A 20,163-nucleotide genomic window follows, 5' to 3' on the forward strand; every position below is an offset into this window, starting at 1 on the left:
ATCTTACAAATTGTATTTCAAATAAACTGTCGCCAATGGTGGAATAGAAATCGAAATAGAATTTTCTCGTCCATGGCTTTCAATTTCTTCACTTGTTACATAGCCAAAATTGCCCACGTTAGAGCCTTGATAATACATAGAATCAGTATTCAGAATTTCTTCATAAGTGCCTGCAACATTTACCCCAATACGGTAATTATGGCGAGGCACAGGTGTGAAGTTACTGATGATAATAATGCGCTCACCATTTGAACTGCGACGCTCAAAAGCAAATACAGAATTTGCCGCATCATCAACGACAAGCCAATCAAAGCCTTCAGGTGAATAATCCAGTTCAAAGAGCGGTGAGTTTTCTCGGTAAATATGATTCAAGTCTTTCACTAATTTCAATACGCCTTTATGCCAGCCACCACCGATATTTTCATCAAGCAAGAACCAGTCCAAACTTTCTTCGTAATTCCACTCACGACCTTGAGCAAATTCATTGCCCATAAAGAGCAATTTTTTACCCGGGTGCCCCCACATATAGCCGTAGTAAGCACGTAAGTTCGCAAATTTTTGCCATGCGTCTCCTGGCATTTTATCGAGGAGCGAATATTTGCCATGCACCACTTCATCATGGGAAAGCGGTAGCACAAAATTTTCACTGTATTGATACATCATCCCAAAGGTCATTTTATTGTGATGATATTGGCGGTAAATTGGGTCAAGCTGCATATAGGCGAGCGTATCGTTCATCCAGCCCATATTCCATTTAAAATTAAAGCCCAATCCACCATTTTCACTCGGGTGAGTCACACCAGAAAAAGAGGTTGATTCCTCCGCAATAGAAATTGCCCCCGCCATTTCGCTGTGGATTTTCCAGTTGGTATGTTTTAAAAATTCAATGGCTTCTAAATTTTCACGTCCGCCATATTGATTTGGAATCCATTCACCTTCCGCACGGCTGTAATCTCGGTAAATCATGGAAGCCACAGCATCCACGCGAATACCATCTACACCAAAACGTTCAAGCCAATACAGTGCATTACTGGATAAGAAATTTTTGACCTCATTACGTCCATAGTTATAAATTAAGGTATTCCAGTCTTGATGATAGCCTTCGCGAGGATCTTCATGCTCATACAAAGCTGTACCATCAAACGCGACTAAACCATGCGTATCACTCGGGAAGTGACCAGGTACCCAATCTAAAATCACATTAATTCCTGCTTCATGTGCACGTTTTACTAAACGACGGAATGCCTCAGGTGAACCAAAGCGACTGGTTGGCGAATAAAGTCCAAGTGGTTGATAGCCCCAAGAACCATCAAACGGAAATTCAGAAAGCGGTAAAAATTCTATATGGGTGAAGCCCATATCTTTTACATAAGGAATGAGTTCATCAGCAATTTGATCGTAATCTAGCCAAAAATTGTTTTCTAAATTACGACGCCAAGATCCTAAATGCACTTCATAAATGGAAATCGGTTGATTCGCTTGATTTGCTTGACGACGTTGTTCAGTCATTTCGACAATATTTGGTAATGCACTGACTTGCGATGCTGTATCAGGGCGAAGTTGCGAACTAAAGGCAAATGGATCGGCTTTCAAACGAAGATTGCCATGGCAATCAATTAATTCAAACTTATAGAGCTGTCCTAAACTGGCTTTTGGTAAAAAGAGCTCCCAAACACCACTTTTTAGATGAAAACGCATAGGATGACGGCGACCATCCCAATAGTTGAAATCACCCACAATAGAAACTCGTCTTGCATTAGGCGCCCATAAGCGGAAATTCACCCCGCTCACACCATCACATTCCATAAAATGCGCACCAAGGACTTCATATGGGCGAAGCATAGAACCTTCAGAAAGTAACCATTGTTCTAAATCATCAATCATGGGATGAAAACGATAAGGATCTTCGACTATTTGTGATTCATTGCCCCAAAAAACCTGTAATTGATAAGCAAAAAAATGACGACAATTTGGAATAACACCAACAAAAAAGCCACGCTCATCGACACAATCCAGTTCCGTTATTTCTTTACCACTTTCACGCTCAATCACCACCACTCGATTGGCATCTGGCAACAACGTACGAATTTCAATTCCTTGCTCGGTTTCGTGCATACCAAGCGTAGCAAAAGGATCGCCATTGCTCGCATCAAAAAAACCATCAATAATTGCTTGTGTTACTGCGGTTGTCATATTTACTCCTTATACATTTCTCCCTTGGTTAATTTGCACAAAGAACGTTTTTAAAGCTTCATTGCTAAAAATAAATTCTAACGGCTGAGCTAGTTTTTTACACCAGTTTGGGTATTCATTTGAGGTGCCCGGCAAATTAAAACTGATTTCTTGGCTAAGTAAATTTTCTAATTGCACACCAATCAATCGGCTGTTACTTTCCGCTAAATAATGATGGATCATTCGGTTTAAATGATCGTGCATCGCCATAGAAAGCGCATCGCCTTCATAATGCGGCGGTAAATAATTATCACGATGTAAACTATTTAATAAGGCTTGTTTATCCATGACACGTTGATCGTATTTTTGCTTGAGCACTTCCCCATTCAAAATACCGAGTTGATTAAATAATTCTAAATCACGGCAATGCCAAAAACTTTGTAATGAGGGAACATCATGCGTGCCAATAGTGGCATAAGCATTTCGAGGATAATCAGATATACGAGGAAATTCGCCATTTCGTTGGGCGAAATACAATACAAAATAAGAGAAAATTTGAAACTCGTTTAATTTCCACCGCACTTCATCAGGCACAGTGCCGAGATCTTCACCGATAATCAAACATTCATTGCGTACACTTTCAATGGCAAGAATCGCCATTAATTCATCAAAAGGATAAAGCACATAAGCACCGTCAGCCGCGGTTTTTCCTTCTGGAATCCACCACAAACGGAATAAGCCCATAACATGATCGATACGTAGCACACCGAAATATTGCATATTGGCACGTAGCATATCGATAAATGGTGCAAAGCCACGTGCTTTTAGCACTGTTGGATTATAAGGTGGCAAATTCCAATTTTGCCCGACGGGGCCTAACGGATCAGGTGGCGCGCCAATAGAGGCATTTACACAATATAAATCAGGATCGCTCCATACATCAGCACTGCCACGAGAACTATTCACCGCTAAATCGCCATAAATACCCAACTTCATACCAGACTGTTTACAAAGATTTTGTAATGCGGAAAGTTGTTCTTCTGTAAGCCATTGCAACCAAGCAAAAAATTGGATTTGCTCATTATGTGTTTTTAATAGGGCTTTTCTTTTTGCCGCACTTAAATGTTGCCATTCCTTACGCCAGCCAAGCCAACCGATGGTATTTTCTTCTGCTTGATGGTCGGCGTGTTCTTGTAAATCTAATACATTAAATAGCCCCTGTAACAACAAAGGTTCACCTTTGTTTTTTAAATAATCAGCAAAGATTTTCCGACGTGTCACAATTTCAGCGGATTGGCTACGTTGAAAGAAATCAAACAGGGACTCAAGTGCGGTTAATTTTAAAGCCAATATTGAAGAATAATCGACGCAATCACTTTCACGTAAAGTAGCAATTTTTGCTTGAATATCCTCACGCTTAGACCAATTTTGCACTGAACGACAACGCTTAAATTCTGGTAAATCAGGAATGTCCAAATATAAGAAATTCAACCAACGACGAGAGGATGAACTATAAGGGCTAGCCCATTTTGGCACAGCAGGATATGGCAAATGTAATGGATTAATTCCCACATAATCTGCGCCTTGTTTTGCACTTTGTTCAATTAAAGTAGCTAAATCACGAAAATCGCCAATGCCCCAGTTTTGTTCTGAGCGTAAACTGTAAAGTTGCACATTCACGCCCCACACTTTTTTATTTTTTAATACGGGTGGTTGAAACGCTGTTTTAGGAGAAATAAGTAAACGAACGCGGTACTGTTCAGTATCAGAAAAAATAGATAATTGATAATAGCCAAAAGGAAGTGGAGGCAAGGAAAGTGCGGATAAATTTGAAAGTGTTTTTTCTAGCAGAATGACATTAGATTCATCAATCAACTGATAACGATATTCATCGGCAGGGGGCAAATCTAGACGATTGAGTCGATAATCAATCGGTTCATTTTCAAATGCAGCCAGTACATCGTCAAACTGTCCTTTCGCTTTTGGCGGAGGCTGCAAAAGCTCAACAAAAGTTGAAACCGTCTTTTCATCTGCGAAAATAAGATGTCCATCAATATCATAATGAGAAAGCGCGATACCGCATTTTTCTGCTTTTTGCTTGAGAGAATCCGAGATTTGCATAGACACCACATGACAACTGTATAACTCTTGTTAGGGATTATAACCAAGCTGAAGGTGATGACAACCGGCTTTATTTAAAAGTGTGATCTTCGTCAATAATAAATTCAAACCAATCAATCACATCGCGTTCATGCACACCATTTTTAATTAAAACATCAGCATTTTTCAAAGAATCCGCATGGCCAGAAATGAGTGGATGCCATTCAGGGAGCGTTTTTCCTTCATAAAGCAAACGATATGCACAAGTATCAGGCAACCAATGAAAATCAGGTAAATTCTTTTTGGTGAGTTTGGTACAGTCTGTTTCAATTTTAAAACGCTCTGAATAATTACCGCACTTTCCAGTTTCCACATCTAAAAGATTACAAGCAATTCTAGTGTAATAAAGTTTTTGGCGTTTACCTCGCCCTTGAATGTATTTGCGATAACAGCATTTACCACAGCCATCACATAAGGCTTCCCATTCAGATTCAGTCATTTCAAGCAGGGATTTTGTTTGCCAAAAATTAGGTTCAAGTTGCATACTGGATTGCATGGTAGATACAAATAAAAAGTGCGGTCAAAATCGAATTTATTTTGACCGCACTTGGTTGATTAAAATTAGAAGCCTTCTTTTAAGCTTACTGTTAAGTTAAATACCAAATGTTCAGGACGGCTATCTTTACTATCCGCACAGAAATAACCTTCACGTTCAAATTGATAACCTTTCTCTGCTTCTGCTGCAGCCAAGCTTTGTTCTACAAAACCATGTTTTACCACGAGAGAATGTGGATTTAACACGCTTTCGATATCATCTTCAGCACCTGGATTTGGCACAGTAAATAAGCGATCATACAAACGGAATTCAGCTGGATGATTATGCGTAGCAGAAACCCAGTGAATGACACCTTTTACTTTACGTCCATCTGCTGGATTTTTACCTAAAGTTTCAGGATCGTAAGTACAGAAGATCGTGGTGATTTCACCATTTGCATCTTTTTCGACACGTTCAGCTTTAATCACGTAAGCGTTACGTAAACGCACTTCTTTACCCAATACTAAGCGTTTATATTGTTTGTTTGCTTCTTCACGGAAGTCTGCGCGATCAATATAAAGCTCTTTCGTAAACGGTAATTGACGCTCCCCTAATTCAGGACGATTCGGGTGATTTGGTGCCGTCAAGGTTTCTTCGCCTTCAAAGTTTTCAATCACTACTCGAACAGCATCAATCACCGCCATTGCGCGTGGTGCGTTTTCATTTAAATCCTCACGAATGCATGCTTCAAGTGCAGAATATTCCACCACGTTATCTTGTTTAGTCACACCAATACGGCGACAAAATTCACGTAACGAAGCTGGTGTATAACCGCGACGGCGTAAACCTGAAATCGTCGGCATACGCGGATCGTTCCAACCATCCGCAATACCTTCATTCACTAATTTTAATAATTTACGTTTAGATGTTAACGTGCCTTCTAAATTCAAACGTGAAAATTCATATTGATGCGGTAATGGACGTTCAATACTAATATTTTCCAACACCCAGTCATATAAACGACGGTTATCTTGGAACTCTAATGTACATAAAGAGTGTGTAATACGCTCAATCGCATCAGAGATACAGTGAGTAAAATCGTACATTGGATAAATGCACCATTTGTTACCAGTTTGGTGATGGCTAGCGAATTTAATGCGATAAATTACTGGATCACGCATGACCATAAATGGCGATGCCATATCAATTTTTGCACGTAAACTTGCTTTACCCTCTGCAAACTCACCGTTCTTCATTTTTTCAAATAAAGCTAAGTTTTCTTCAATAGTGCGGTCACGATATGGGCTGTTTTTACCAGGCTCGGTTAACGTACCACGATATTCACGCATTTCTTCTGGAGAAAGCTCATCCACATAAGCCAAGCCTTTTTTAATTAATTCAATCGCATAGCCATAAAGCGCATCAAAATAATCAGATGCATAACGCGGTTCGCCTTCCCATTTGAAACCTAACCATTCCACGTCAGCTTTGATGGAATCCACATATTCCACATCTTCTTTCACCGGATTGGTATCGTCAAAACGTAAGTTACATAAACCTTGATATTCTTTGGCTAAGCCAAAGTTTAAACAAATAGATTTCGCATGACCGATATGTAAATAGCCGTTCGGCTCAGGCGGAAAACGGGTATGCACGCTTTTATGTTTACCCGAAGCTAAATCTTCATCAATAATTTGGGTGATAAAATTGTGAGTGCGGGTATTTTCTGCACTTTCTAGAATTTCTGTATTGCTCATAACTTTCTCATAAATAGAAAAAATAATTTGCCATTCTATACGAAAAGCAAGGCTTTGTGAATTTGATCGCTAAACTAACCGCACTTTCTACTTAATAGCTTATGACTTTTTCAGCATTTTTTGTTTAGCCGCAAGATTTTTCGTGCAAAAAATAGAATAAATTATTACAATGCCGCCTTTCATGAACAATCGTTCAGTGATTTGTTTTATAATTGGGTTCGCAAGGGAATAATTTTGTAAAACACAAAAGTGCGGTTAAAATCATCCGCACTTTCCACTCATTTTCGTAAGAAGGAAAACTCAATGTTTAAAATGAAAAATATGACGCTTGCTTTGTTGATGTCTGGTGCATTAGTGGGATGTGCCAATATTGGCGATTCTTATCAAGCTAGCCTTGAAGATTACAAGCAATATGAAGAAATTACCAAGCAATATAATGTAAAAGAAAATTGGTGGTCATTGTATAACGATGCGCAATTAAATCGCGTCGTAGAACAAGCGTTAATAAACAACAAAGATTTAGCTAAAGCAGCTGTGGCAGTAAACCGTGCGCTTTATAGTGCAAATTTAGTGGGTGCAAATTTAGTGCCTGCATTTAATGGTTCAACTTCATCTGCAGCACAACGTCGAGTTGATACCAGTGCAAACTCTACCATTTCACACAAAGGTTCTTTAAATGTGAGCTATACATTGGATCTTTGGCAACGTTTAGCCAATGCCGCTGATGCTGCGGAATGGTCGCACAAAGCAACCGCAGAAGACATGGAATCTGCTCGTTTATCATTAATCAATTCTGTAGTAACAACTTATTATCAAATTGCTTATTTAAATGATGCAATTAGCACAACCAACGAAACGATCAAATATTACACTGACATTGGTAATATTATGCAAACGCGTTTAGCGCAAGGTGTGGCTGATGCGGTTAGCGTAGATCAAGCTCAACAAGCAGTATTAACAGCGCGTAATAACAAATTAAATTTTGAAACCCAACGCAAAACGGCTGAACAAACCTTACGCAATCTGCTGAACTTAAAACCAAACGATGCGTTAAATATCACTTTCCCACATATTATGAATGTGAAAACAGCAGGGGTGAATTTGAATGTACCAGTCTCTGTGATTGCAAATCGTCCTGATGTAAAAGCAGCACAATTCCGTTTAAGTAGCGCATTCAAAAATGCCAAAGCAACTCAAAAAAGTTGGTTCCCTGAAATTAATTTAGGTGGAAGTCTATCTTCAACAGCAAGTACTGTTGGCACGGCGTTACACAATCCTGTGGCTGCAGGCACGGTCGGAATTAGCTTGCCATTCTTAAATTGGAATACCGTAAAATGGAACGTTAAAATTTCTGAAGCTGACTATGAAACCGCGCGTTTAAATTACGAACAACGTATTACCACAGCTCTCAATAATGTGGATACCAACTACTTTGCCTTTACCCAAGCGCAAAATACATTAAGTAATTTACAGCAAACTCATAGTTACAATCAGCGTATCACGCAATATTATCGAAACCGCTATAATGCGGGCGTGTCCGAATTGCGCGAATGGTTAGTTGCAGCCAATACTGAAAAATCATCACAACTTGCAATTTTGAATGCAAAATATCAAGTGTTGCAAAGTGAAAATGCGGTATATAGCTCAATGGCGGGATATTACTCTCGTTAATAAAACCAAACATAGGGCGTTTTTAATCGCCCTTTTTAATATTACACTCCTCACTTAAGGTATAAACCTTACCAATAAATATCCCTAAAAATGAAAAAACAACTGACTTTTTATTTTATTCGTCATGGCCGCACTGTTTGGAACGAACAAGGATTAATGCAAGGCAGTGGAGATTCTCCATTAACAGAAGAAGGCATTAAAAGTGCGGTCAAAACTGGGCAAGCTTTACAAAATGTCGATTTTATTGCGGCCTATTCGAGCTGTTTACAACGTACCATTGACACAGCCAATCATATTATTGGAGATCGTAACATTCCCTTATTCCAACATCGTGGATTAAATGAACATTATTTTGGTAATTGGGAAGGAACAAATGTCGAACTGATTCGACCTTTGCCCGAATTCCAACAAATGATTAATGATCCTGCAAACTATAAAGCTGAATCTAATGGTGGAGAAACTTATGAACAACTAGCCAAACGAGCCATTGCAGCTTTACAAGACATTATTAAAGTTCATCAAGAAGGGAATATTTTAGTGGTATCGCATGGCCATACCTTGCGTCTATTGATTGCTTTACTCAATGGCGCAACTTGGCAAAATCACCGAGATAAAGACAAATCAGTATCTTTATTAAATACTGCTATTAGCATCATGCATTATGACAGTGAAAAAGGCTTTAGCCTTGAAAAACTAAATGACACAATGCATTTACAATAGGTAAAAAAAAGCCCCTAAATCATTAGGGGCATCAAAAAGGAATTTATGAATAAAATCTCTAAAGTTTAGCTTTATCAAAGGAATCTCGATAAAACGAGGTCATTATATTGACTAATCTAAAGAATAGCAAGAAAAATCTTTACATTTCTTTACAAATCTTTACGCTTCTTTACAGATCTTTACATTTCAACATTTCGATAATTACTTGGACCGTCTTTTCCATGCCTTGTAAAGAAACCAACTCATGTTTACTATGGAAATTATAGCCACCAGTAAAAATATTCGGGCATGCTAAACCTTTAGATGCTAAAAATGCCCCATCTGTACCGCCTCGAATCGGCTTATGACTTGGTTTAACCCCTACCGCTTTCATTGCGCGATCAGCAAGTTCAATTGATTGAGGAACATTTTTTACCACATCATACATATTTTGGTAGCTATCTTGAATTTCTAACTCAATAGGTTTTTTCAAACCTTTCTTAGCATTAAATTTTTTCACCTGACTTTTAATAAAAGCTTTTCTTTGTGCGAAATTATGCTCATCAAAATCACGAATTAAATAAGTGAGCTCTACTTGCTCAATATCGCCAGAAAAATCTTCTAAATGATAAAAGCCCGCTTTCCCATCTGTTTTTTCTGGTACTTCATCAACTGGAAAAACTTGCTGGAACTCGCAAGCTAAAGTCAGTGCATTCACCATTTTTCCTTTTGCGTAACCAGGATGAATACTCCGCCCGAAAAACCGCACTTTTGCTGTGGCAGCATTAAAGTTTTCGTATTCTAATTCCCCTACTTCTCCCCCATCAATGGTATATGCCCAATCACAGTAAAACTTTTCCATTGGGAAATAATGGATACCCAAACCAATTTCTTCATCAGGCGTAAAAGCAACGCGAATATTGCAATGAAGAATATTCTCTTTTTGAAGAATGGAAAGTGCGGTCATAATTTCTGCAATTCCCGCTTTATTATCCGCCCCAAGCAAAGTGGTTCCATCGGCAACAATCAGAGTCTGCCCTACCAATTTTTGCATAAAAGAATAATAAACAGGGCTAATAAACTCCTCGCCAATACCTAATGCAATATCTCCGCCACGATATTGTTCTATCACTTCGGGGCGTACATTTTTACCACTACATTGCGGAGATGTATCAAGATGCGCAATTAAACCAATGGTTTTCGTTAAGTTAGGATCATTAGCGGGTAAGAATGCTGTTACCACCGCGTATTTACTTACTTCAACATTCTCCAAACCAAGCTGGATGAGTTCTTTTTGCAACTGCATGGCTAACTTCATTTGCCCGACTGAGCTGGGGGAATGCTTCGCATTAGGTTTTGATTGGGTGTCAAAAGACACATAATGTAAAAATCGTTCTAAAAGTTCTGTTTTATCTGTTTGAGAAATCATATTCTCACTCCTTTTAAAAATATCTTTTTTAGTTTAACGAGAAAAATAGAAAACATCTTGATATATAACAATATTTATAAGATTAATGACGTAAAATTCATCTAAAGTGCGGTTAAATATCTTGTTATTTTTATGAACGGCAGTTTTTTTACTTTCTAAGGTATTAAGTCCTTTTAATTATTAACAATTCACTATATCATAGGCGTCTATTTTTATATGTCGCCCCTGCAGTCTTGCAGGTTTTATTTCTACTCAGTACCAAATCATTGGTGAAATTAGGGAGAAAACCAAAGCTAGTGGAAAATCAGCTTCAAAACAAGCCTATTATTGAGCTTCGTTCAATCAAAAAATCCTATGGTTCTAACACCATTATTAACGATTTCAATCTTACAATTAATAACGGTGAATTTGTCACTATTCTTGGCCCTTCAGGCTGTGGTAAGACCACAGTTTTACGCTTACTTGCAGGCTTAGAAGAATTGGATTCAGGTAGCATTATTTTAGATGGTGAAGATATCACCAATGTGCCTGCGGAAAAACGTCATATTAATACGGTATTCCAAAGCTATGCGCTATTTCCACATATGACAATTTTTGAGAACGTGGCTTTTGGTTTGCGTATGCAAAAAGTACCAAACGATGAAATTAAACCGCGTGTTTTAGAAGCCTTGCGTATGGTACAGCTAGAAGAAATGGCAGATCGTAAGCCAACTCAACTTTCTGGTGGACAACAACAACGTATTGCCATCGCTCGCGCCGTAGTAAATAAACCAAAAGTGTTGTTACTTGATGAATCTTTATCTGCATTAGATTACAAATTGCGTAAACAAATGCAAAATGAACTCAAAATGTTACAACGTCAGCTTGGTATTACCTTTATTTTCGTTACCCACGATCAAGAAGAAGCGATTACAATGTCTGATCGTATTGTGTTGTTGCGTAAAGGTAAAATCGCACAAGATGGTTCTCCACGTGAAATCTATGAAGACCCAGCTAACTTATTCGTTGCTCGTTTCATTGGCGAAATTAACGTATTTGAAGCAACGGTGATTGAACGTAAGTCAGAACAAGTTGTACTCGCGAATGTTGAAGGTCGAGTTTGTGATATTTACACAGACATGCCTGTTGAGAAAGATCAAAAACTTCAAGTACTCCTTCGCCCTGAAGATATTGTGATTGAAGAATTAGATGAAAATGAACATTCTAAAGCGATTATCGGCCACATTGTTGACCGCACTTATAAAGGAATGACATTAGAATCAACGGTAGAATTTGATCATAATGGCATGCGTGTACTTGTAAGTGAATTCTTTAACGAAGATGATCCACATATGGATCATAGCGTAGGTCAACGCGTAGGCATCACATGGCATGAAGGCTGGGAGGTTGTTCTCAACGATGAAGATAATCAATAATAAATTCCAGAAAATTACTGTTGCGATTATCTTCAGTTGGCTCATCTTCTTTGTGTTGATTCCAAACTTATTGGTATTCGCCGTAAGTTTTCTGACTAGAGACGGTAGCGACTTTTACGCTTTCCCAATCACCATTGAAAACTACACAAACTTGTTTAATCCGCTTTATGCACAAGTTGTGTGGAATTCATTGTATATGTCGGGCATAGCTACCATTATTTGCTTATTAGTTGGCTATCCATTTGCTTTCATGATGAGCAAAATTAATCCTAAATATCGACCGCTCTTATTATTCCTTGTGGTTTTACCATTCTGGACAAACTCGTTGATCCGTATTTATGGAATGAAAGTGTTTCTCGGTGTGAAAGGTGTACTTAACACTATGTTGATGGATATGGGAATTTTGAGTGAACCCATTCGCATTTTGAATACAGAAATTGCGGTAATCATTGGCTTAGTTTATTTACTATTGCCATTTATGATTTTGCCACTCTACTCTGCGATTGAGAAATTAGACGGTCGCTTATTAGAGGCTGCAAGAGATTTAGGCGCAAATGCATTCCAACGTTTCTTCCGTGTCATTTTACCACTAACCATGCCAGGCATTATCGCGGGGTGTTTATTAGTATTATTACCGGCAATGGGTATGTTCTACGTTGCAGACTTACTGGGCGGAGCAAAAGTATTGCTAGTTGGTAACGTAATTAAGAGCGAATTCTTAATTTCTCGTAACTGGCCATTTGGTTCTGCAATCAGTATTGGTTTAACTGTTCTAATGGCATTGTTGATTTTCGTGTACTACCGCGCGAACAAACTATTGAATAAGAAAGTGGAGTTAGAATAATGGGTCGTTTACTACGTAATGCATTTATGTTTGTGGTATACGCTTATTTGTATATCCCAATCATTATTTTGGTCACCAATTCCTTTAACGAAGATCGTTATGGTTTAAGTTGGAAAGGCTTTAGCTGGAACTGGTACGAGCGTTTATTTAATAACGACACCTTAATACAAGCAGCAATTCATTCGGTAACTATTGCATTTTTTGCGGCTACCCTAGCTACTATTGTAGGTGGATTAACTGCAATCGCACTTTATCGCTATCGATTCCGCGGTAAACAAGCGGTAAGCGGTATGTTATTTATCGTCATGATGTCTCCAGATATTGTAATGGCAGTATCTTTACTTGCATTATTTATGGTTGTGGGTATTTCATTAGGTTTCTGGTCTTTATTACTGGCTCATGTGACCTTCTGTTTACCTTATGTGACCGTAACTATCTTCTCTCGATTAAATGGCTTTGATTCTAGAATGTTAGAAGCAGCGAAAGACTTAGGTGCAAGCGAAGTGACTATTTTACGTAAAATTATCCTTCCTTTAGCATTACCTGCAGTTGTATCTGGTTGGTTATTAAGTTTCACTATTTCATTAGATGATGTTGTGGTCTCATCATTCGTCAGCGGTGTAAGTTATGAAATCTTACCATTGAGAATATTCTCTCTGGTGAAAACCGGTGTAACACCTGAAGTTAATGCTTTAGCAACAATTATGATCGTGCTTTCACTGGGTCTTGTCGTTTTAAGCCAGCTTATTACACGAAAAAATAACCATTAAGAAACAAAAGGTTTCACAAACCTTTGAATTTAAAATAGAATACGCCTTGACGCACAATCAAGGCGTTTTTTTATGCCTGTCATTCGGCAGGTGGTTTTTTTACGACTCTTTACGGAGAACAAACAAAAATGAAAAAATTCGCAGGTTTAATTACTGCAGGCTTAGTAGCTGCAACTTTAACAGCTTGTAATGATAAAGATGCTAAGCAAGAAACTACAAAGGCTCCAGCTACTGCTAATGACACTGTGTATCTCTACACATGGACTGAATACGTACCAGATGGTCTTTTAGATGAGTTTACTAAAGAAACTGGTATCAAAGTTATCGTTTCAAGCCTAGAATCAAACGAAACAATGTATGCAAAAATCAAAACTCAAGGCGCAGCTGGCGGTTATGATGTGATTGCACCATCTAATTACTTTGTTTCTAAGATGGCTAGAGAAGGCATGTTAATGGAACTCGATCACAGCAAATTGCCTGTTATTAAAGAATTAGACCCTGATTGGCTCAATAAACCTTATGATAAAGGTAACAAATACTCTCTTCCACAATTATTAGGCGCACCAGGTATTGCATTCAATACTAACACTTATAAAGGAACTCAATTCACTTCTTGGGCTGACTTGTGGAAGCCTGAATTTGCAAACAAAGTTCAGTTATTAGACGATGCACGCGAAGTATTCAATATCGCTTTATTGAAAATTGGTCAAGATCCAAATACTCAAGATCCAGCCATTATCAAACAAGCCTATGAAGAATTGTTGAAACTACGTCCAAACGTACTTTCTTTCAATTCCGATAACCCTGCGAACTCTTTCATCTCAGGTGAAGTTGAAGTTGGTCAATTATGGAATGGTTCTGTACGTATTGCTAAAAAAGAAAAAGCACCTTTAGACATGGTATTCCCGAAAGAAGGCCCTGTACTTTGGGTTGATACTCTAGCAATTCCTAAAACTGCTAAAAACCCAGATGGCGCACATAAACTTATTAACTATATGTTAGGCGCTAAAGCTGCGGAAAAATTAACCTTAGCAATTGGCTATCCAACAGCTAACTTAGAAGCGAAAAAAGCATTACCAAAAGAAATCACCGAAGATCCAGCGATTTATCCACCGGCTGATGTATTAAAAAATAGCCACTGGCAAGATGATGTTGGCGATGCAATTCAATTCTATGAGCAATATTATCAAGAATTAAAAGCAGCTAAATAATCTAAAATCCAAAAGTACGGATAAATTTCCCCGCACTTTTCTATTCGAGATAAATATAAAAAATAGCCGCACTCATCTTAAAGTGCGGCTATTTTATTAACTATTTTTTATTTCTGAACTGTAGCTAAAAATTCTTTACGAGTATCTCTATCTTCTAAAAATACGCCACCATAAGCAGATGTGACAGTATAACTATTCGTATCTCTAATACCACGCGCTTTCACGCAGAAATGGGTCGCTTTCACATATACCGCTACATCATCTGTCTCAAGAATTGTTTGAAATGCTGTCAAAAGTTGCTCTGTTAAGCGCTCTTGAACCTGTGGACGTTGAGCAAAAAATGAAACGATTCGATTAATTTTAGAAAGACCAATCACCCAATCTTTTGGATAGTACGCCACACAAACTTTACCATCAATCGTAACAAAATGATGTTCACAAGTGCTTGTTAGCGTGATGTCATTCACTTGTACCATTTCGCTGACTTTCATTTGATTTTTGATTTTTGTCATCTTTGGAAAATTCGCATAATCCATTCCACTAAAAATCTCATCAATAAACATTTTAGCTAAACGATTTGGCGTTTCTTCCAAACTATCATCTCGCAAATCTAATCCAATCAGATTCATTACTTCATGCATGTGTTTTGCAATGCTTTCTCGACGTTCATCTTTAGCCTGTGTTGGATCAATCATAGGTGTTTCAATACCTTTTTCAATCAAGGCATTTCTTACATTCTGTGCATCCAGTGAAATTTTGCTCATAATAGTCTTTCCTAAAAAAATAATCGGCTATTCTAGCAAAGGATAATGTGATGGTAAAATGAGAAAAATTGCAAATTTGAATGAATTAGGCTTTAGATATAGAATAGCTGACAAATTTTATCAAATAAGGATTTTCTATGCTTACATTGGATCAAGCTCGCTCGAAAATGCTCGAACAAATTCCCTTCCCAACTCAAACTGAAAGCCTAAATTTACAAGAAGCCGCCAATCGAATTTGTGCAGAAAATATTATTTCGCCTATCAATGTTCCCTCTTTCGATAATTCAGCAATGGATGGCTATGCTGTACGTTTATCGGATTTACAACAATCTTTAACCCTTTCAGTGGCAGGAAAATCTTTTGCAGGTAATCCATTCCAAGAGGAATGGCAATCGCTAAGTGCGGTCAGAATTATGACTGGTGCGATGATTCCTGAAGGCGCAGATACCGTGATAATGCAAGAGCAAGTGACATTAAATGAAGACGGCACCGTCACTTTTAGTGAATTGCCTAAACAAAATCAAAACATCCGTCGTATTGGCGAAGATGTAAAAAAAGGCGATGTGGTATTAGCACAAGGCGCACAGCTAACCCCTGTTTCCTTGCCATTATTAGCCTCTCTAGGCATTGCAGAAGTAAAATGCTATCGTCAATTAAAAGTCGGCGTACTCTCAACTGGCGATGAACTTGTCGAAGTCGGCAAACCATTACAAAGCGGACAAATCTATGACACTAACCGTTTTACCGTAAAATTACTGCTAGAAAAACTAAACTGTGAAGTCATTGATTTAGGACTATTGCCTGATAACGAAGCTGAATTTGAAAAGGCATTTATTGCCGCACAAAGCCAAGCCGATTTAGTGATTACCAGTGGCGGTGTTTCCGTTGGTGAAGCGGATTTCACTAAAGCGGTATTGGAAAAAGTAGGCAAAATAAATTTCTGGAAAATTGCAATCAAACCTGGCAAACCATTCGCTTTTGGTAAATTAGAAAACGCTTGGTTCTGTGGTTTACCTGGTAATCCAGTTTCTGCATTAGTGACATTTTATCAACTCGTACAGCCACTTATTGCTAAACTGCAAGGTCAAAAACAATGGAAAAAACCACCGCGCTTTTCAGCCATTGCCACAACAAATTTGAAAAAAGCACCTGGTCGTTTAGATTTCCAACGGGGTTTTTATTACATCAATGAACAAGGCCAAATTAAAGTGCAATCAGTAGGTTTCCAAGGATCTCATCTCTTTAGCGCTTTTGTAAAAAGCAATTGTTTTATCGTGTTAGAACAAGAACGTGGCAATGTCACTGCAGGTGAAACAGTGACGATTGAGCCTTTCAATCATTTATTAGGATAAAAAATGATCGAACTTAGTCACGAAGAAGAATTGCGTTATAACCGTCAAATTATTCTTAAAAGCGTAGATTTTGATGGGCAAGAAAAGCTCAAAGCAAGCAAAATGCTGATCGTTGGGCTTGGCGGCTTAGGCTGCGCAGCCAGCCAATATCTCGCAGCAGCAGGCGTTGGAAATTTAACGCTGTTGGATTTCGATACAGTTTCTCTTTCGAATCTTCAACGACAAGTCTTGCATTGTGATGCACGCTTGAATATGCCAAAAGTAGAATCCGCTAAAATTGCACTAGAACAAATCAATCCACATATAAACATCGAGACAATTAATGCGAAGTTAGACGAAGAAAAACTCGCAGAAATCATTCCGCACTTTGATATTGTTTTAGATTGTACAGACAATGTGGAAATCCGTAATCAGTTGGATCGTCAATGTGGTAATGCAAAAGTACCTCTCATTTCTGGCGCTGCAATTCGGATGGAAGGTCAGGTTTCCGTTTTCACTTATGAACCAAATACACCAACTTATCGTGATCTCAGCAAATTATTTGGACAAAATGTATTAAGCTGTGTAGAAGCTGGCGTGCTTGCACCAATCGTCGGCATTGTGGGCACGATTCAAGCCTTAGAAGCAATTAAAGTGCGGTTAAAAATCGGTAAGAATTTGTGTGGCCGTTTATTGATGATTGATGGTTTTTCGATGAATATTCGAGAAATAAAACTTCCAACCAATATGGAATAAAACGCTTAAAAAGAGAAAAAATTTAACCGCACTTTTATTAACCATAACCTTTACTACAAAAACACTATGACTACAGAAATTAAAAAACTTGATCCCGATACAGCCATTGATATTGCTTACGATATTTTCTTAGAAATGGCTGGGGAAAATTTAGATCCTGCCGATATTCTTTTATTCAATCTACAATTTGAAGAACGCGGTGGGGTGGAATTTGTTGAAACCGCCGATGATTGGGAAGAAGAAATTGGTGTACTAATTGACCCTGAAGAATACGCTGAAGTGTGGGTGGGATTAGTCAATGAGCAAGATGAAATGGATGATGTCTTTGCTAAATTCTTAATTTCTCACCGAGAAGAAGATCGCGAATTTCACGTTATTTGGAAAAAGTAACGATAACGTAAAAATAAGGGAAATCATCTGATTTCCCTTTTTCTTTTCGCTTAAAATTCACAAGCCATCAAATTGGAAAACTTGAGAAAAAAACTAACAACAACGGAGGTAATAAATTTGTCACCATACCAAAAGAAATGGCGATAGGCGTCACTTCAATTCCGCCTGATTTTTGAATAATAGGCAATGTACAATCTAATGCCGTTGCGCCTGTAATCCCAATAGCTGTAGAGCGATAATGTTGCATAAACAATGGAATCAAAAATAAGCTCAATATTTCACGCGATAAATCATTGAAAAAGGCAATACTGCCCTGCATCGGCCCCCAAGCATTTGTCAGCACGACGCTTGATAAAGAATACCAACCAAATCCCGATGAAAAGGCTAACCCCTGAGTAATAGGCATACTTAGAAAAAATGCTGAAATAAGACCACCAACTAAAGAGCTTAAGGTAAAAATTGCCCCCATCATTAAGCCTTGTTTATTTAATAAGACTTCTTTCAAGGAAATGCCGTTATTACGAAGCTGAATCCCGACAAAAAAGATCAAGGCAATAAGCACGTAAAGATTGGAACCATGTGGGAAATGCAACCAATCATTGCACAGCCAACCTAAAACGATGCCAATAATTACCGCACTTAATAATTTAATTGAGTCCATTAACGAATGCCAACGAGATGGTAATTCTCCCTGTAAATAATTAACAGGCTTAGGCAAAGTGTGGTCATAAATAGCCAAGCCTATGATATTACAAGTCAGAATAATAGCGGACAGCCCTAAAGCGGTCATACCAATAATTGGCAATTTTTGTTCTAAATGCTCTAGTTGCCCAAGCATAAACCCCATCATAAATAAAATAATGTAAAGCAATAACATCACAATTTTATTAATGAATGACAACGCATTTTGATTCTGTATTTTGACTAAGTAACCCAGCACCATCGGCACAAGCACAATGAGTAGTCCGTTAATTATTTCTTCCATTGTTTCCTTCACCACTATTACTTTTATCTCATCTGTAAAAGTAAAGACCATTTCAATATCTAAGCACTATTTATAATATATACTTTTTATCAATCTACCAAATTACCAATGAAAGCATATCTACGTTATGCCAGAAATAAAAAAGCGGCTGGTTAAATTTTAATTACCAGCCGCTTGATTTTATTTCTCAATAAACTTACTTATTTGCTCTGAGCCCAAATGTCCTGGTATGGTTTTTTTCAGGTTTAAATCACTATCTAAAAAGAGATTAAACGGGTAGCCTCGCACTCTTGCTTTATCAATGATTTCGCCTTTTTCATCTAAAAGCACTGTGATATTTTTATATTCCAATCCTTTGTACCATTCAATAAAATCAGCAGTGTCTTTTTCGCCTTTGTGATCGGGCGAAACAATGGTAATCACTTCAAAATTGCGATCTTTTTCCACACTTAAATCATCAATTTCAGCTAATCCAGCCAAGCAAATCGGACACCAAGATGCCCACATTTTTACATACACAGGTTTGCCTTTATATTGGCTTAAAGTCACTGGCTGATTGTTTAAATCTTTGAGTTGCACATCCGCCAAATTGGTTTGTGCAAAAGTGTTTAGGCTGAATGCCATTAGAAATATTGATAGTAGTTTTTTCATTGCTTTTTCCTTTTATAGATTTCTTTTGTTGAGATTATGCTTTACGAAAAATTATTCGTAATCAATAAAATGCCCATCACGATAATTAAAACACCGCCACCGATTTTAAATTTGTCTAAGTGTTTATTTAACCCTTTGGCACGTTTTAGCAAGCTGTCTGAGAAGAATGAAAACAGTACAAACGGCGTTGCCAAGCCTAAAACATAAACGAACATCATTGATGCACCGTAAAGTGCAGAGCCTTCATCGCCCGATAAAGCTAACACGGAAGCCAGAATCGGACCAATACAAGGCGTCCAACCAAGGCTAAAGGTTAAACCAAGGACAAATGCCTCAAGTGCGGTTGACTTTCCTGATGTTTTGATTTCAACCAATTTCGTGCGTTCCAACAAACCAATTTTGAAAATACCGAGTTGATGAATACCTAAAATAATAACAATAATCCCTGCAATAATACGTGTGGTATTGCTAAATAAAATATTCCCTAAAAAGCCAAAACTAAAGCCTAAACTGACAAATGTAAGGGAAAGCCCTAAAATAAATAAAAAAGTATTTAGGACTTTTTTGCCACCTTTACTCAAAATACCAAAATAAATTGGAATAATCGGAAAAATACAAGGCGAAAGAAAAGAAGCAAGCCCCGCTAAAAATACAGTTCCAATAAGGAGTTGTTGATCTAACAT

18 protein-coding genes are annotated in these 20,163 nt (G+C 37.9%); 9 read left to right on the plus strand and 9 right to left on the minus strand.

Annotated elements, in window-relative coordinates; genetic code table 11:
* Positions 1–3 precede the first annotated feature (3 nt).
* The 4 genes from glgB to glnS all read right to left on the minus strand — a co-directional run bounded on the left by glgB (position 4) and on the right by glnS (position 6,564).
* Entirely contained in the window at positions 4–2,193 is a 2,190-nt protein-coding gene (gene glgB, locus AC6H22_RS03455) for a 1,4-alpha-glucan branching protein GlgB (RefSeq protein ID WP_497515357.1), read from the minus strand.
* 9 nt (positions 2,194–2,202) lie between these two features.
* Positions 2,203–4,293, minus strand: a complete 2,091-nt coding sequence (malQ, locus tag AC6H22_RS03460) for a 4-alpha-glucanotransferase (RefSeq protein WP_497515358.1) — start codon at positions 4,291–4,293, stop codon at positions 2,203–2,205.
* A 70-nt stretch (positions 4,294–4,363) separates the two neighbouring features.
* A complete protein-coding gene (locus AC6H22_RS03465) occupies positions 4,364–4,816 on the minus strand; it encodes a YcgN family cysteine cluster protein (RefSeq protein WP_005631793.1) in 453 nt (150 codons plus the stop codon).
* Between the two features lie 77 nt (positions 4,817–4,893).
* On the minus strand, positions 4,894–6,564 hold the full coding sequence (glnS, locus tag AC6H22_RS03470) for a glutamine--tRNA ligase (protein ID WP_497515359.1): 1,671 nt from the start codon (positions 6,562–6,564) through the stop codon (positions 4,894–4,896).
* Between the two features lie 303 nt (positions 6,565–6,867).
* Here glnS and tdeA point away from each other — a divergent pair, with 303 nt between their 5' ends.
* Both tdeA and AC6H22_RS03480 read left to right on the plus strand, forming a co-directional pair.
* Positions 6,868–8,235, plus strand: coding sequence for a toxin/drug exporter TdeA (gene tdeA, locus AC6H22_RS03475; protein WP_497513154.1), 1,368 nt, complete (start codon positions 6,868–6,870; stop codon positions 8,233–8,235).
* A gap of 90 nt (positions 8,236–8,325) precedes the next feature.
* Positions 8,326–8,955: a histidine phosphatase family protein gene (locus AC6H22_RS03480; RefSeq protein ID WP_118816946.1), complete on the plus strand. Its 630-nt coding sequence runs from the start codon at positions 8,326–8,328 to the stop codon at positions 8,953–8,955.
* Between the two features lie 169 nt (positions 8,956–9,124).
* On the opposite strand, the gene pepT is transcribed toward AC6H22_RS03480, so the two are convergent.
* Complete coding sequence (gene pepT, locus AC6H22_RS03485) at positions 9,125–10,363, minus strand: peptidase T (RefSeq protein WP_118816947.1); 1,239 nt, start codon at positions 10,361–10,363, stop codon at positions 9,125–9,127.
* A 296-nt stretch (positions 10,364–10,659) separates the two neighbouring features.
* Here pepT and potA point away from each other — a divergent pair, with 296 nt between their 5' ends.
* The 4 genes from potA to AC6H22_RS03505 all read left to right on the plus strand — a co-directional run bounded on the left by potA (position 10,660) and on the right by AC6H22_RS03505 (position 14,603).
* Positions 10,660–11,778, plus strand: coding sequence for a spermidine/putrescine ABC transporter ATP-binding protein PotA (gene potA, locus AC6H22_RS03490; protein WP_005645368.1), 1,119 nt, complete (start codon positions 10,660–10,662; stop codon positions 11,776–11,778).
* Entirely contained in the window at positions 11,762–12,622 is an 861-nt protein-coding gene (gene potB / locus AC6H22_RS03495; protein WP_005638601.1) for a spermidine/putrescine ABC transporter permease PotB, read from the plus strand. The genes potA and potB overlap by 17 nt, the downstream gene beginning before the upstream one ends.
* The gene (gene potC, locus AC6H22_RS03500) at positions 12,622–13,392 is read left to right on the plus strand and encodes a spermidine/putrescine ABC transporter permease PotC (protein WP_497515360.1); all 771 of its coding nucleotides are present in this window, start codon (positions 12,622–12,624) and stop codon (positions 13,390–13,392) included. Before potB ends, potC begins: the two co-directional genes overlap by 1 nt.
* Positions 13,393–13,520: 128 nt before the next feature.
* Positions 13,521–14,603 (plus strand): extracellular solute-binding protein, encoded by a 1,083-nt coding sequence (locus tag AC6H22_RS03505; protein ID WP_497515361.1) that lies wholly within the window; start codon positions 13,521–13,523, stop codon positions 14,601–14,603.
* A gap of 107 nt (positions 14,604–14,710) precedes the next feature.
* Here the strand turns inward: AC6H22_RS03505 and folE are convergent, their stop codons facing one another.
* On the minus strand, positions 14,711–15,367 hold the full coding sequence (gene folE / locus AC6H22_RS03510) for a GTP cyclohydrolase I FolE (protein ID WP_497515362.1): 657 nt from the start codon (positions 15,365–15,367) through the stop codon (positions 14,711–14,713).
* A 137-nt stretch (positions 15,368–15,504) separates the two neighbouring features.
* On the opposite strand from folE, the gene moeA reads away from it, so the two are divergent.
* The 3 genes from moeA (at position 15,505) to AC6H22_RS03525 (ending at position 17,844) form a co-directional block, all read left to right on the plus strand.
* Positions 15,505–16,719 (plus strand): molybdopterin molybdotransferase MoeA, encoded by a 1,215-nt coding sequence (moeA, locus tag AC6H22_RS03515; protein WP_497515363.1) that lies wholly within the window; start codon positions 15,505–15,507, stop codon positions 16,717–16,719.
* 3 nt (positions 16,720–16,722) lie between these two features.
* Entirely contained in the window at positions 16,723–17,454 is a 732-nt protein-coding gene (moeB, locus tag AC6H22_RS03520) for a molybdopterin-synthase adenylyltransferase MoeB (protein WP_497515364.1), read from the plus strand.
* A 66-nt stretch (positions 17,455–17,520) separates the two neighbouring features.
* Positions 17,521–17,844, plus strand: a complete 324-nt coding sequence (locus AC6H22_RS03525) for an HI1450 family dsDNA-mimic protein (protein ID WP_005628170.1) — start codon at positions 17,521–17,523, stop codon at positions 17,842–17,844.
* Between the two features lie 67 nt (positions 17,845–17,911).
* Here AC6H22_RS03525 and AC6H22_RS03530 read toward each other — a convergent pair whose 3' ends face one another.
* From AC6H22_RS03530 to AC6H22_RS03540, 3 genes are all read right to left on the minus strand, one after another.
* The gene (locus AC6H22_RS03530) at positions 17,912–18,829 is read right to left on the minus strand and encodes a LysO family transporter (protein ID WP_497515366.1); all 918 of its coding nucleotides are present in this window, start codon (positions 18,827–18,829) and stop codon (positions 17,912–17,914) included.
* Positions 18,830–19,009: 180 nt separating this feature from the next.
* A complete protein-coding gene (locus AC6H22_RS03535; RefSeq protein ID WP_497515367.1) occupies positions 19,010–19,480 on the minus strand; it encodes a redoxin family protein in 471 nt (156 codons plus the stop codon).
* A gap of 41 nt (positions 19,481–19,521) precedes the next feature.
* On the minus strand, positions 19,522–20,163 hold the full coding sequence (locus AC6H22_RS03540; RefSeq protein ID WP_046952866.1) for a cytochrome c biogenesis protein CcdA: 642 nt from the start codon (positions 20,161–20,163) through the stop codon (positions 19,522–19,524).

Source organism: Haemophilus sp. THUN1690 (assembly GCF_059704375.1).